General features: G+C 46.2%; 8 protein-coding genes. All 8 read right to left on the bottom strand.

Going from position 1 to position 14,853, the window contains the following annotated elements; translation table 11 throughout:
* Positions 1-14: 14 nt before the first annotated feature.
* Positions 15-407 carry a hypothetical protein gene (locus tag B9O19_RS00765; protein WP_014635901.1) on the bottom strand — a complete coding sequence of 131 codons (393 nt, stop codon included), beginning with the start codon at positions 405-407 and terminating at the stop codon, positions 15-17.
* On the bottom strand, positions 397-8,061 hold the full coding sequence (locus B9O19_RS12330) for an N-6 DNA methylase (protein ID WP_102364677.1): 7,665 nt from the start codon (positions 8,059-8,061) through the stop codon (positions 397-399). Before B9O19_RS12330 ends, B9O19_RS00765 begins: the two co-directional genes overlap by 11 nt.
* Before the next feature lie 15 nt (positions 8,062-8,076).
* Positions 8,077-8,760, bottom strand: coding sequence for a hypothetical protein (locus B9O19_RS00755; RefSeq protein WP_015573070.1), 684 nt, complete (start codon positions 8,758-8,760; stop codon positions 8,077-8,079).
* Between the two features lie 5 nt (positions 8,761-8,765).
* Complete coding sequence (locus tag B9O19_RS00750) at positions 8,766-9,323, bottom strand: hypothetical protein (RefSeq protein ID WP_102364676.1); 558 nt, start codon at positions 9,321-9,323, stop codon at positions 8,766-8,768.
* Entirely contained in the window at positions 9,301-9,534 is a 234-nt protein-coding gene (locus tag B9O19_RS00745) for a hypothetical protein (protein WP_015573071.1), read from the bottom strand. Before B9O19_RS00745 ends, B9O19_RS00750 begins: the two co-directional genes overlap by 23 nt.
* A gap of 13 nt (positions 9,535-9,547) precedes the next feature.
* Complete coding sequence (locus B9O19_RS00740; RefSeq protein ID WP_015573072.1) at positions 9,548-10,141, bottom strand: hypothetical protein; 594 nt, start codon at positions 10,139-10,141, stop codon at positions 9,548-9,550.
* A 9-nt stretch (positions 10,142-10,150) separates the two neighbouring features.
* The gene (locus tag B9O19_RS00735; RefSeq protein ID WP_003525240.1) at positions 10,151-10,444 is read right to left on the bottom strand and encodes an exodeoxyribonuclease VII small subunit; all 294 of its coding nucleotides are present in this window, start codon (positions 10,442-10,444) and stop codon (positions 10,151-10,153) included.
* Between the two features lie 148 nt (positions 10,445-10,592).
* Positions 10,593-14,843 carry a SpaA isopeptide-forming pilin-related protein gene (locus B9O19_RS00730; RefSeq protein WP_015573073.1) on the bottom strand — a complete coding sequence of 1,417 codons (4,251 nt, stop codon included), beginning with the start codon at positions 14,841-14,843 and terminating at the stop codon, positions 10,593-10,595.
* Between the last annotated feature and the right edge of the window lie 10 nt (positions 14,844-14,853).

Here is a 14,853-nt window from a genome sequence, read left to right as displayed (position 1 = left end):
TTATCACCGCCGTTCTACATCAGCAAATCGGCAACCGCTTTCTGTATCGGTTCGTTGATACTGAGCTTTGCAATGATAATGAGTATCTTATCAACAGGGCAGCCGATGTCATTCCAAACAGTCCAAGCACCTCCCGCAAGGTCGTCGTTTTCATACAAAGCAATGATTTCTTCCGGCGAAAACACCGTTTCAATGCTCTGTCGAACCAACTCTCCGTAGAAAGAAAGCTTTGCATTTCTAAGGGCAAATTCTGCTTCCTTTGCGGGCGGTTTGCTTCTTTTCAATTCGAGATATGCTTTATCAAGTCTCCTGACCACAACCATCATCATTGCGTCAAAAGGGTTAATGATTGCTTTTCTGCAAGGGCAGTTTTCTCTTTCCTTATCGGGTGTCATTTTATCGTTCATAGGTTTTCTCCTTTCGTGTGTTCGGCACTTCGCCCTCATCGGGTTCGCCGCCGACAATTTCGTTTTCTCGCTTATCCATATTGAGCAAGATATTCAGCTCGTCCAAGCGGGCAAGCTTTGTCTTTAGTTCTTCCTCTTGGATAAACGGTTTTTGGACTTCTTTCTTTGCGGTTTCCAACTGATTTGTGGTGTTCTCAAGGTCATTTTCCGCAAGCGACAAGCTCTCGGCAAATCTCTCAATGCCGTTATCAAGACGGATAATATTGCCGTGTGCGTCATCACCGAGAGGAACATTTCTGCTTGTCGCACCTTTCAGTCGAACCTCATAATTTCGCTCTGCGGTATTAAAAAGCAGTTCCGTTTCAAACCCTCGGTACTTGCCGAGAGGAATAGGGTCGGGGCTGTTCATCTGCTTGCAGGCTTCAATGATTGCTTTACCGGCGTCGGCTTTTTCGGAATAAAAAACACCCTTAACCTCCATACCGACAAATCGGTCGTCCGTTGGTTTCGGGTGCTGTTTCGCAGTTTCTACATCTTGCTTCAATCCTTCAATACGGTTTTCCAAAGCTGTAATTCGCTGCGGATAATATTTGATTATCTTATCTTCCAAAGCGTATTTTTCAGATAGAAAGTTGGATTTTAAGAGCTTCAGCTTTTGAACTTGAATGTCCAAATCCATCTTCTCCTTAATATACGGGTTGCCGGTGGCAAGCATTTTAATCTCTGCATAGGAAAGGGCGGTTTCATCAATATCCTCGGCAGAACGCACCGGGGATTTGCTCGTCATAATCTGACTGGCGAACTTTTGCTTTCCCTCTACAAGCTGATAGAGATATGCGTCAAAGGTCTGCTCCGTTACATAGCGGTAAATATCTACATCAGGATTTGAGTTACCCTGACGGATAATTCGACCGGAACGCTGCTCCAAGTCTGACGGTCTCCACGGGCAATCCACATCGTGAAGTGCGATAAGTCTGTCCTGAACATTCGTGCCGGCTCCCATCTTTTGCGTAGAGCCGAGAAGCACTCTGACCTCGCCTTTACGGGTCTTTTGGAACAGTTCTTTTTTCTTCACATCGGTATCTGCTTCGTGGATAAAGCGGACTTCGCTTTCGGGGACACCACGCTCTATGAGCTTCTTTCTGATGTCGTTATATACCGAGAATGTTCCGTCATTCTTTGGAGTTGAGAGGTCGCAGAACACAAGCTGTGCCGATTTTTTATCGGCTGTTTCCTCCCAAATACGGTAGATGTTATCGACGCAGGCGTTGATTTTACTGCCCTCAAAATCAGGCAGCATATCGTTAAGCATACGCTGGTCAAGTGCTAACTTCCTGCCGTCGTTTGTAATTTTAAGCATATTATCTACACTCGAATCTACACCGCCGCCACGGACTTTCTCGGCTCGTTCCGCAAGGGAAGCAACCATCTCTTTCTGCATTTCCGAAGGCTTGACCGCAACATTGTGGAAGTGTGCTTCCGGCACAGGCAGTTCCAGCATATCCGCCGTCTTGATGTCGGCGACCTCCTTAAACATCGCCATAAGCTCCGGTAGGTTGTAGAATTTCGCAAAGCGGGTTTTCGCTCTGTAACCCGTTCCCTCCGGGGTAAGCTCAACGGCTGTTACAGTCTCTCCAAAGGTACTTGCCCACGAGTCGAAGTGCTGCAAGTTGTTTTTGACAAGCGTGTTGTACTGCAAGTATCGCTGAATGGTATATAGCTCCACCATACTGTTTGAGATAGGAGTACCGGTTGCAAATACCGTTCCTCGACCGCCTGTAAGCTCGTCAAGGTATCGGCACTTCATAAACAGGTCGGAGGATTTCTGTGCTTCCGTTTGAGCGATACCGCCCACATTACGCATTTTGGTGTAAAGATAGAGGTTCTTGTAATAATGACTCTCGTCAATAAAAAGCCTGTCCACACCGAGTTCTTCAAAGGTAACAACATCGTCCTTTCGGCTTTGGTCGTTGAGCTTTTCCAGCTTTTGTTTCACGGACTTTTTAGACTTTTCAAGCTGTTTAATGGAGAAGTTTTCTCCACGGTTTCGCTTCAAATCCATAATACCGTCTGTCAGTTCTTCAAGCTGCTGCTCAAGAATTGCCCTCTGTCTTTCAATGGACATCGGGATTTTCTCAAACTGAGAATGACCGATGATTACGGCGTCATAATCTCCCGTGGCAATTCGACCGCAGAACTTTTTGCGGTTCTTTGTCTCAAAATCTCGCTTTGTCGCTACGAGAATATTCGCCGCCGGATAGAGTTGTAAGAACTCCGCCGCCCATTGCTCGGTTAAGTGATTTGGCACTACGAACAGCGACTTATTGCAAAGTCCCAGTCGTTTGGACTCCATAGCGGCGGCTACCATTTCAAAGGTCTTGCCCGCACCGACTGCGTGTGCTAACAGCGTATTACCGCCGTACAGAATGTGTGCAACCGCATTTTTCTGATGTTCACGGAGTTCGATTTCCGGGTTCATACCGTTGAAAACAATGTGGCTTCCGTCGTACTCACGGGGTCTTATACTGTTGAACTTTTCGTTATACATCTTCGTGAGTTTTTCTCGGCGGGCAGGGTCAGCCCATATCCAGTCCTGAAAGCCCTGCTTTATGAGTTCCTGCTTTGCCTGTGCGATTGCCGTCTCTTTTTTATTGAGAACGGCTTTCTTTCTGCCTTCCTCATCTTCGATATAGTCAAAGATTCGGACATCTTTCAGGTTCAGTGTTTCCTCAATTATCTTATATGCGTTGATGCGGGAAGTACCGTATGTGCTGTACGCTTTTACATTGGAACGGTCGTAGCTCTTTCCCTCAATGTTCCATTCGCCGGTAAACTGAGAGTAGTGAACCTTGATATTCCATTGTGCATAGCGTGGGGTGTCGAGAAACTCAAACATAAACTGTTGGAATATTTCGGGCGGTATCCAAGTCGCACCGAGCCTTACGGAAATCTCGCTTGCCGTCAAATCCTTTGGCTGCACCTTTTCAAGTGCCTGCACATTGACGGTGTAATCTTCGGGATACAGTGCCGCAGACCTTTTGGCTGTCGCCAGCTTCTCACGAACATTGCCCGACAGATATTCGTCTGCCATCAGATACTTCGGCTCATAGGAATTACCGTACTCATAAAGGGGATTTAAGAAGATTACACCCTTTAAGTCAGCGAATAATTCCTCCTCACTTTTGCCGGACAACTCCATCATATATTCCATATCAATGGCTGCTTTTTCGCCCATAGAGACAGCGAGAGCCTCGTCTGCGGTGTCAACCTCCGTTACCGGCTTGTGCGGTTTAATCGTCCTTTTGAAGAACATATCCGCCTTGCGTTCCAGTTCGCCATCTTCATTGATAACCTCAAGAGCGGAGAGCAGAGCATAGGAGCTGTCGTCGGAAAAGGCAGAAGTATTGGCACGGCTGTTAATCAGTCCGTACTTCTTTGTAAAGCTGTCATACAGTGTGTTCAGCTTATCCTGTGCCTGTTTGATTTCGCTGTCCGGGTAATCCTCGGTTTGCAGTTCAATCAAGTTACGGACGCAATCTCTTATCCCAATCATACCCTTAATGCGGTTCTCAGCGGTTGCAGATACCTCCACCGGGGACATACGGGAGTTCTCACGGAAATAGATTTTATCGTCTAAAACAGTGTAAGAGAAGTTCCTTACCATAGGGTCTGCCGGGATAGAATTATCTTCTTCCTCCAGTTCGTCGGCAACCTCGTATTCGGAGATTTCTCCGTGAATGTTTGAGACTGCTTCGTTCAAAAGCTCCGAAAGGTCGGCATTTTCAAACGGTTCACAGGTTGCTTCCGGTCCGAAGCGACCGCTTACCATTTTCATTTCGCCGAGTATCATTTCCGGGTGCTGAACAAAATATGAGTTCATCCTTATACCGTTTTCGTCGGTGTCAAGATGAACCCAATCCGGCTCAATATCTATGAGTCTGTCTCGCTTTTGCAGAAACAGAATATCGGATACGACCTCTGTCCCGGCATTACCTTTGAAGGTGTCGTTCGGAAGTCTGATTGCTCCGAGAAGCTCCGCCCTCTGTGCGATATATTTACGCACATTGGAGTTTTCCTTGTCCATAGTTCCTTTGCTTGTCACAAGAGCCATCACACCGCCGGGGCGTAACTTATCAAGCGATTTTGCAAAGAAATAATCGTGGATTAAGAAATTGTACTTGTCGTATCGTTTATCGGAGACTTTGAAATCTCCGAAAGGCACATTGCCGATAATGCCGTCAAAGAAGCTGTCGGGGACATTTACTTCCTCAAAGCCCTGTGCCGCAATGGAAGATTTCTGATAAAGCTGCTGAGCGATACCGGCTGAAATGGTATCAAGCTCAACACCGTAAACCTTTGCGTTTTCCATTGACTTGGGCAGCATACCGATGAAATTACCGATACCGCAGGACGGCTCAAGCAGGTTGCCCTCCTGAAATCCCATCTGTTCCAACACCTTGTAAATGGCGGTAGATACTTCGGGCGGAGTGTAAAATGCAGTCAGTGTGCTTTCTCTTGCCGACGCATATTCCTCCGGCGTCAGGATGTTTTTCAGCATTGCATACTCTGTATGCCAAGCTCCTGCTCGTTCGTCGAAGGCTTCGGGAATACCGCCCCAACCGACATATCTCGACAAGATTTTCTGCTCGTCAGGTGTTGCAAAACGGTTTTCGTTTTGACAATCTCTCAGGACTTTTATTGCTGCATAGTTTCGGTGGAAGCGTTCTTTCTTGTTCACTTCTTCAACCTGATTATTGGCAAGGTCAAAGTTGTGTCGTTCGGACATAGGAATATCCGGGTGGAGGTCAAAGCTCTTTACTTTTGACTTTTTCTTTTGCTCCCAAGCGGGGACAATCGGTTCAGGCTCTTTGTCGTAACCGTTGCCGATACGAACACCCTCGTTATACATTTCCTCATCGCTGTCAAAACCGTTTTGAGTAGCAACGATTTCTCTGTAATCCTCAATCGGTACATTCCCGATATTTGTTGCCACCATATCAGCTCTTTCAGTGTTTTCAATAAGAGCTTCCATTGTGGCAGAGGTACAGTCGGTCAAATCCGGTGTCCTGTGAAATTCTCGGTCTGCGTCCACAAACCATTCCGTACCTACATCGGCAAGCTCCTGATTTGCAATGCTACCGAGATAATCAAAGAAATCCTCTGCCGAGTCATACTCCCGTGCGACTTGCTGTATCTCGTCAAAAGAAAGAGTATTTGTAACATACTGACCTCCGGCATTGCTGTCGGGGTTATAGTACATCCAAGTTACACTTTCATTGTCCCGGTCAATAAAGAAGGCGTCGTCATAACCGGTTTTCGGACTGAAATCCGGTACGGTTTCAGTATCGTTTTGAGCTTTATTTTCGCCTGTAACGGTTTTTTCTTCCGCCGGTAATACACTGACCTTCAAGTGGTCGTTCATCGGATTTTCACGCACTTTGCGGTCAAATTCTTCCCTTGAAAGTTCCTTGTTGAATAAGGGCATATCGAAGTCATAGAGCATTACACGGTTTTCATCAAAGGACAAAATCTCATACTGAGAAGCCCCAATATACACGCTGTCGCCGAGATGATATTCATACTGCGCTTCCGGCTCGTCCTCTTTGTTTTCAGGTTCAGGCGGTGCGGTAGAAAGTATCTCACGGTTTTTTCTCTGCTCTGCAAGCTCGGCTCGCCGTTCTTCCTGCTTTTCAAGCCATTCAGGGTACTTTTCTTTTTCCTTTGGGTTTAGGTATCTGTCCATACGGATAAGGTCTCCGATACGCTTTTCCACCTGAGACCAAGAAAGAGTAATGTGCGGCTTGTCGCTTCCGATACCTTTTGAAATTGTGATACCTTTTCCGTCGTGCTGTTCGTCAATGCCTGCACCGATGATGACCGGATAAGAGCCGCCCCAACCGTATTCGTTTTTCAAGAAGTCGGCGTTCTCTTTTGCGGAAATGCTCTTTTCAAACTGCTCATAGATACGCATTTTACCCTCGGAAACTCCGCTTCCACGGGTCAATACAGCGTCTATGATTTCCTGAGAAAAAGTAAAGGCAGAGGTTTTTTGTTCCTCTGCCTGATTTCCCATAATGAGAGTCAACTGACCGTCCATAGACGGAATCGGTTTCATTGTATCGGTCAATTCTCCCAAAAGTCTCATTGCTTCAAAATGCTGTGCGATAACGCCCCAGTCGTAGAAACTCTGAGCGGTTCTGTTTTCGTATTCACCCTCCCACAAGTGGAGGACATTCTGAAATGTTTTGTATCCCACAAGCCTGCCGTCGTTTAAGGTAAGCCGGGTGTAGTCGTTATTGAAGATACCCTTGATATATTCGGTACGGGTCGCATTGTCCGTATTTCTCTCATAGAAGTCTTTGATTTCTTCCTTTGAAGCGGACAAATGCGGGGTAGTACCGAGTATCTCTCGGATAGTATCATCGCCACCGAAAAACGGCAGGCTCTTGTCCTCGTGGTTTCTGTCGTAATACTCTAAGCGAATATTACCTGATTCTTCACGATTTCCTGTGCCGAGTTCCTGATGTTGTTCATCAGGCGAACCCACTTCATCATATCTTCCGCTTTCATCTGCTCCGTCAGCCCGGCTTTCTGTGCCATCTGCTTCACGAGAGTTTCCTCCAGTTCGCTGGCTCTCTGCTGAACCTCCGCCAAGTGACTGTTCAGAATCCCTTTCGTCAGAAGATTGTAGTACAGGATTTTGTGATGTTCCTTCAGATAAGTTCTCCTCATCTGCGACCATCTGCCGAGAGTCACTTCCGTCTGCTCCGGCAGTTTCAGGTTCGGAAGATTGTAATCTCCCACCATCGTGTATGTGATTTCGCTCATCGCTTTGACTCCTTTCGTCTTTGATGTCTTTATTGTATTCGGATTGCTCCTGTTCATCAATTATGCGATTTTCCTTGCTGAGCGTGCTGATTGTTCTGCTGACAGGGAGCAACGCCATTTCTGCAATGTCGCTTGTAGCAATACCCACCGCATTGAGAACTTCCTGTGAATTAAAACTTGAAATACCGGCAAAGTCATCGGGAGAATAGACCTTGTCTGCGTTCAGTCCCAATCGTGCCATAACCATATATGATACGCTGTTTCTGACAAGCTCCAAATACAAGGCATTTGCTTCGTCGGCAGACAAATACTCAATATCGCTTCCTGCACCCAAACTCATAAAGTCGGAGATATAGTCTGCGATGTTATCCTCAACGGCATTGGCAATGCTCTCTTTGACGACATTTTCAATACTCGTTGTATCGTTTACCGCACCGAAAGTATTTTCAAGTGTTTCAATAACTTCTGCTTCATATTCGGGTCTCATCTCCCAAATCGGAACAGGGCGGGAATGTCGACTTTCGTGGGTGTCCGATATATCAAAGTAATGAATCAGCCTTTGACGGCTTCTGTCTGTGTCCTCAAATACGGCAATACCCTTTGCTCCTCGGTTTACCCAGCGACCGAAAGTACCGTTCCATCGTTCGATTTCAAGCACGGCTGTTGCGTCGGGTCTTTGGGCATAAATGAGAAGCTGTTCATCAAATCGGAGCCTGAAATTTCTGCCTGCTGTTTTCAGAAACGATTGCCAGTTTACCGGATTGTCTGTAACTGCAAAACAGGTTCTTTCATACAGCTCTGAAATCAGGTCAAATTTTCTTGCCACCTCGTCTGCACCTCCTTATCGTGTTTTTTCTTTGTCCTTTGCGGATTTCGTGTTTTCTTTTGCGGCTGGTTCTACGGTATGACCGTTTCTCTCGCAAAGCTCGGCAAATTCGCAGATATGGTAGAGATTTGTGCCGACCTCCAAATGGTAGTCGTCGATATATCTGCAAGTTCTCTCCATTGTTTTGCCGTCGCCGAGCTTGATTGAGATTTTTTCTCCGTCCGCAATGCGAAACTGCTCCTGATAGTGCGGGTTGATAAATCGGATACCTCGCTCAGCGTTTTTCAAGTGGGCATTTAGCCACTCTTTCTGATAGCAATAGCAGTACAGATTGTACTCGCCCCTGTTGGGGTTAAATCTCATAAGATAGCTGTACTTTCCCGTATCAAGACGGATGCCGTAGTGGTTGCAGTCATCATTAAAGGAGCTGTCGGGAGTGGAATAACAGTAAGAGGACATAGCCTTTCTGCCGGACAAAACATCGCCGTCACGCAATCCGTTTATGACTTCATCAAATTCAGCCTTAAATTCATCGGTTTTCAAGTCTTTTCTGAAATCGTTCCAAGTCGTCCAAAACTCGTTCCCGTTAGAACCGAAGTCGGCTCTCAAATATCCGATAAGACCGGTCTGCATAGAGAGCTGCTGACTTTGGCTGAAGGTGTATTTACGCTCTGCTTCGGTCAATACTCTGTAATCCATTTTCATCACCTCGCTTGTTCGTTTGTTTGTCTTTGCTTTGGAATAGGAAAACCATAAACTCCGGCAATGTCATCGCCGAGCCTTTTGGTAACTCGTGTGATGTCGGCTCTTGTGGCTTTTCCGTTATAGATTTTATCTTGCAGATTTTCAATCTGCGTATCGGTAACACCGTCTTTGAATACACGGTAAAGATAATGGTTTGTACCGTCGTGATGAACGGCGTCGGCACGAAGGTCGCCGTACTTATCCACATACCATTCGTTGTAATCGGTATCGGAATAAAGGGAGTCCTTAATGTTGCCGGAATCAATCATCTTGTAGCCCGACACTCTGCCGTTCCATCTGCCGAGGTCGCCGATAACAATAATCGGCTGTGAAAGCTGAATATTGAGATTTACTCGTTCATCATAAAGATTTTCGGCATTGGATTTTACCATAATGTCGTAAAGCTCATCATCGGAATATCCGGGATACAGTTCCTCCAAAGACTCTCGCCAATCATCAAGGTCAAGGCTAATGTCGCTCCAAATGATATGGCGGTCATTCTGTTCCTGCCTGCTCATCAGTGCCACCTCCCAAATAAGAGAACAGCTTATTGGCTTTGGTCTGCTTCTGAAACTCGATAATCAGACTCATATCCGGAATAGTGATACCCGGAATTTTCAAAATGCTCTCCATGTCGAGCTGCTGCAATTTCTTTTCGGTATTGCAGCCTGCGTCAAACAGTTTCGTCAGAAGCTTTGTCTTTTGCTGAAAAGTGAAATTTTCCTTCATTGCTTTGTCCTCCTTATCGTTCTTTGTCTTTATTTCGCTTCTTGTTTGAAAGCTCTTGTGCCTTTTCCTTTGCCCATTCAGGCAGACGCTCAGGCTTTATTTCGCCCATAACATCCATTCTTTCATATCGGGTTGATTTGCCGGTGTGAAGATTGGTACAAAACACGGCACTTCCACGGCTGTTTGCCGACGCACCGAAACCACCTGTAACATAGTAGAGCTGTCTGTCGGCTCTCTGAAATTCAGGCTTTAATACCTTGGGGTCAATGGCTATGATTTTGCCGTTGATGTCTTTGGAATAGTGGTCGGGGATACAGTCGGCTTCTGTTATGAGTGTGATTGGAATATCCAGTTTTTCGACCTGTTCCTTGAAAAGCTCCGCTTCATTTGCCACACGGCTTCCGAAAAGGTGTACGATTTCGATATAGTCATCGCTTACCATACATTCCGAACACAGTTCAAACAGGTCGTTTCGCTCTGCAAAGCCGCACATAAATTTATCGCCGTTTGTACTTTGCTCATTGGAAGCCAAGATAACTTCCTTTTCGCCCACATTGACCGAGCAAAGAACAGTGTATTCACCGATTTTTCTTTTTCCCTCGTTCATATCCACACCTCAGCTTACTTCAATCACAATTCTGATGTTTCCGCAGTCGCAGCCACTGCACTGCCTTGACAGTTCGGGAAATAGGGATTGCACTCTCTGTCTTGCTCTGCGGATAGTCTCAAAGCACGGCAAGCCGTAGCCTTTATAGTTGTTGACTATATCCTCAAGCGGTAAATCTCCGACTCTCATATAGCTGTATCGGTTGTAATAGCAAAGGATAAGCTGCATATCGTCATACCTCGTTTCGGGGCATTCTCTGAGTATTGCAAGCACCTTGCTGTCAACCGTCTTTTGCTTATTCATAATGCACCTCCGTAAAAGAACGGTGGGCGAAGTTTTCACTCCGCCCACACAAGCGTTCCTTATTTCTTTCTGTTCTTAATCTGCAAGAAGATAAAGCCGCCGATAATAAAGGCGACTAATACAACTGCTACGATTGTTTTAGCGTCCATTACTCATTGTCCTCCTTCTTCTTTTTTCTGTACGCAACAACGGCTGTGCCGACAATACCGAGGGCAGAAAGTCCCGCAAGTGCCGTCCACAAGCCCACATTGCTGTTATCTCCGGTCTTTGGTGTATCTCTCAGCTCATTGTGCATTTCCACAACGGTAGTAGAACCGACCTTTACGGTTGCAATCTTATCCGCAGGAAGCACATAGGAAGCAGAAACACTATCCTGAACCTCGGAAATGGTGTAATCGCCGATACGAAGTCCCTCGATAATGATTTCGCCGTTCTTATCGGTCGTGAAGCTTCGGTCGTAACCGTTTACTCCTGTAACTCTGAAAGTGAAGCCTTCAACCTTACCGTCAGAGGAAGTTTTAACGATTTTCAGGTTTCCTTTCATAGCTGTGTTAATAAAGCCGACGCCGGCTTTGTTTTCTACCTCGTAGGTGGTTTCATCTTTTTCAATGAAAACAGAGTACACACCCTTATCAAGCTCAAAGCCATCCGGTGCTTTGGTTTCTCTTACAAGGTATTTTCCGTAAAGAAGTTCCTTCATCTCGTAAATACCGGTAGAGGTTTCGGAGAGAGTTCCGATAAGCTCGTCGGCGTCATCCAGTTTACCGTCGCCGTTTACATCTTTGTAAACCTCAAAGGTCGCTCCTGTCAGCTTGTTGTCCGGGTAATCTTCATCGACCTTAGTCAACTTGATATTGCCGTGAACATACTCATTGACGATTTCGACCTCAATGACCTGAGCGACCTCGGAGATTTTAACTTCATAAGAAGTTTCATCAAGCACGAAGCCCTCCGGCTGCTCGATTTCTCTTACAAGCCAGTTGCCATACGGTACTTTCTCAAAAGAAAAGCTACCGTCTTTTTGGGAGGTAGCAGTCATCAAAGCATTTTCTTTTGTAAATTCGGTTTCATCAGCCTTAAACAGACCGATTACAGCACCTCCCAGTGCTTCGCCGTTTTCGGTAATCTTCTTACCGGAAACAGAACCGTAAATGAGCTTGTTTTCAATCGGCTTGCCGTCATTGACCGCAATCTCAACATTTGCGGTATCCTGACCGGCATAGCTGAAAGTGAACGGATACTTGGCGTCGGTAAGGATATAATGCTCATCGGTGGCAAGTTCCTTTACATAGTAGCTTCCGAAAGGAAGGTCGGTTTTGATAACAGCCTTGCCGTTCTCGGAAAGTGAGATAATCTCAATCAGTCCGTCTGCCGGAATAGAAGTACCGCTTGCAGAAACAAGTTCTTCTGCGGCGAAAAGTCCGAAGCTGATATTCTTCATTTCATCGCCGTTGCCGATATTGAAGATGTCGTTCTTTTCAATAGTCTTTTCAAGACTTACCGCTACTTTCTGCCTGTCGTTTACAAAGCTTGTGGCGGTTTCGGTTACAGACACTTCCTGACCGGCATAAGTCAGCTCAACATCGTGAGCTTCTTTGTTGATGACCATACCCTCCGGTGCAGTAATTTCAACCACCGTATATTTTCCGAGATAAAGCTCCTTACTCTTGGCAAGTCCGTTTTCATCTGTGGTAACAGTATCTACTACCTCGCCCTTTGCATAACGGAGTGTACCGTCGGGAGTGATAATATCTTCTGCTGCGCTAATCTCATAAACTGCACCTGCAAGACCTTTCACTTCATAGACAGGCTGATAAATCACATCGGCGTTTTCCACGCCGGAGATATTTACCCCTGAAAACACCTCGCCGGTCTTTTCAATGCTGACTGTACCTTTCTGTGCCATATTAGGCTTATCGACCTTAATCACGGTAATACCACCCTCATCGGAAGAATGTTCCTCTGCCACATCAAAGTACACCGGTGTGCTGTCAAGCACATATCCGTAAGGAGCCTGAACTTCTACAAGAGAATATCCCTTGCCGTATTCCAGTTTTTCCGGTGTCACAAGCTGTCCGTTTGCGTCGGTGTAGAAAGTATCAATCGTTGTCGGAGTAGGATAAGTGAAGGTCATTGTTACCTGATTGCCGTCAGGGTCAAAGATTTTGAAGCCTGCACCGGCATAAGGAATGTTTTTACCGCTTTCTGCGTCCACCTTGACAACCTTGATATAGCTTTCAAAGTTTGCGTTGTTGATAAGATAGCGGTAGGTCTGTCCGTCCTGAGCAATGAACACATCAAAGTTCTTCATCAGCTCACGACCTTCCCAACCGGAGGTCTGATGAACGGTATATACGCCGTAAGGCATATCCTTTGTCTGCCCGAAACCGTTTTCATCACAGACAATGACATCTCTTTCATCTTCTTCTGCTGCGTCAAAACTGCCGGAAGATTTGAGATAGATTTCAAAGGTTGCTCCGTTTTCCGGTGTTTCAATCTGAGTTTCGCCGTCATCGGTGTGCTTGATAATGGCGATATTGCCTTTCATAACCTGTTCGGTAACATCATTTGCTGTCTGATTGTGTTCCACCGTATAAAGCTGCGGTTCAGCACCGACCTTGTGAACAGTCGTATCAAGCAGATAACCCTCGGACGGCGTGATTTCACGGATTGTCCAGTCATTATCACAGACATATTCCTTTGTGGTAAACTGCCCGTTCTTATCCGTCACATACTTGTCCACAAGGGTTTCGCCTTTATAGATACCGTAAACTGCTCCGGCAAGGGTAGCGTCGCCCTGCGGTGTGCCTTCCTCTCGGTCGCTCTTTGTTACGGTTACGCTGAACTTTTTGAGAATGTTCGTGAAGTTTCTTGTGGTTACTTCTTTCCAGTTAATCGGTGCGGTCTGATTTGCAGGCACAACATAACGGATTGCGGTATCCACTTCCTCAATGGTGTATGGGGTAGTGCCGCTGATAAGCACATCATCAAAAGAAGCAACACCGTTCTTATCTGTCACGGCATACTCATCGACAGCAATACCGGAAAGAGATGTGCCGTAAAGATGGAAGGTAACGCCCTCAACCAAGTTATCCTCAGAAGATTTGATGACCTGAAGATTACCTCTTTTGAGAACATTATTGAAATTGACCTTTGACACCTGACCGGCAACAACAGTTACTCTGTGAACCTCCTGCGGAACATATTTGTCGATAGACTGTTCTGTTACCGTGTAAACACCGGGCATAAGGTTATCCAGTTGGAATTTACCGCCGTTTGCGGTTGTTACAGTCTGATTGACACCGTTACCGCTTATGGTAAACTGAATGCCGTCAACCTTTCCGTCCTCACTTGTCTTTACAATCTGACAAGAGCCGTAGCTTACCTTCATTTTGACAAAGCCGCTGACAGGGTCACTGACCTCCTGAGCATAAGTGACCACATCCTGAATGCCGTTTCCGTTCTGATGGATACCGTCAGACCATACGACAACACCTCTGCGGACACCGTTCTTTTTTGCGGCTGTGATGGTAAATTCCTTGCTCGGAGCTTTCTCCATCGAAACAGTCAATTTGTTTCCGCTGACAGAGAAAGAAACCCCGTCAATGTTTGCCGAGAAGTTGTAATTGCCAAGCACACCGTTTGTATCGGTGAGAGTAGCAACATACTTGCTTCCGTTCCATTCAAGCTCGTTTACCTTTGCAGAACCGCTTGACCTTGTGCAGAAGCTCGGCACTTTGGTGTGATTCTGAACACTTGTTACCATACTGTTGTAGTACGACAAGATTTTACTGCGGAGTGGGTGTGCAGTGCTTACACATTCAAGCACGGCATTGTATCCGCTGGTAGAAACGTGATTAAAGCCTGCGTCTCTTTCTCCGACAATCGTTTCCCAAATCAAAATCTGAGTGGCATAAGCGTGTGCGATGCAGTTTGCGTCGCTTTCATTCTGCGACTTCCAGCTTGTCGAAATACCTCCACGGTAGCCGTACTGCAAGATACGACCGATAAGCAGGCGAATGTCATCGCCGGAAATCGTTCCGTTCGGGCTGATGTTATTAAAGAAGTTCTCGTCCTTTTCGGTGAGAGTATCTCCAGTCCGCTGACCTGTACCCGGTTCAATACAGTAGGCAATATTGCCCGAATACGAACCCATTGCACGAAGTCCTGTATATTTTGTGGACAAGCCTTTCCAACCGTTCATATAGTTGAGATTGCCGTGTCCCCATTCGCCGTTGTTATTGGTATCTCCGCTTCGGGGATAATCGACGAGGTACACATCGGCTTTTTCTCCTACGGCTGCAAAGGCTGTCGTTGCCCCAATGCCCGTAAAAGCAGTAAGGCTCATAACCGCCGCCAACATAAGCGAGACGGCTTTCTTGAATTTTGTTTTAACCATTGCGTTTTCC

It is taken from the genome of Monoglobus pectinilyticus (genome assembly GCF_002874775.1).
GTDB lineage: Bacteria > Bacillota > Clostridia > Monoglobales > Monoglobaceae > Monoglobus > Monoglobus pectinilyticus.
The sequence above is the reverse complement of the archived record's forward strand: the minus strand, read 5'-3'. Positions and strand labels throughout refer to the sequence as shown.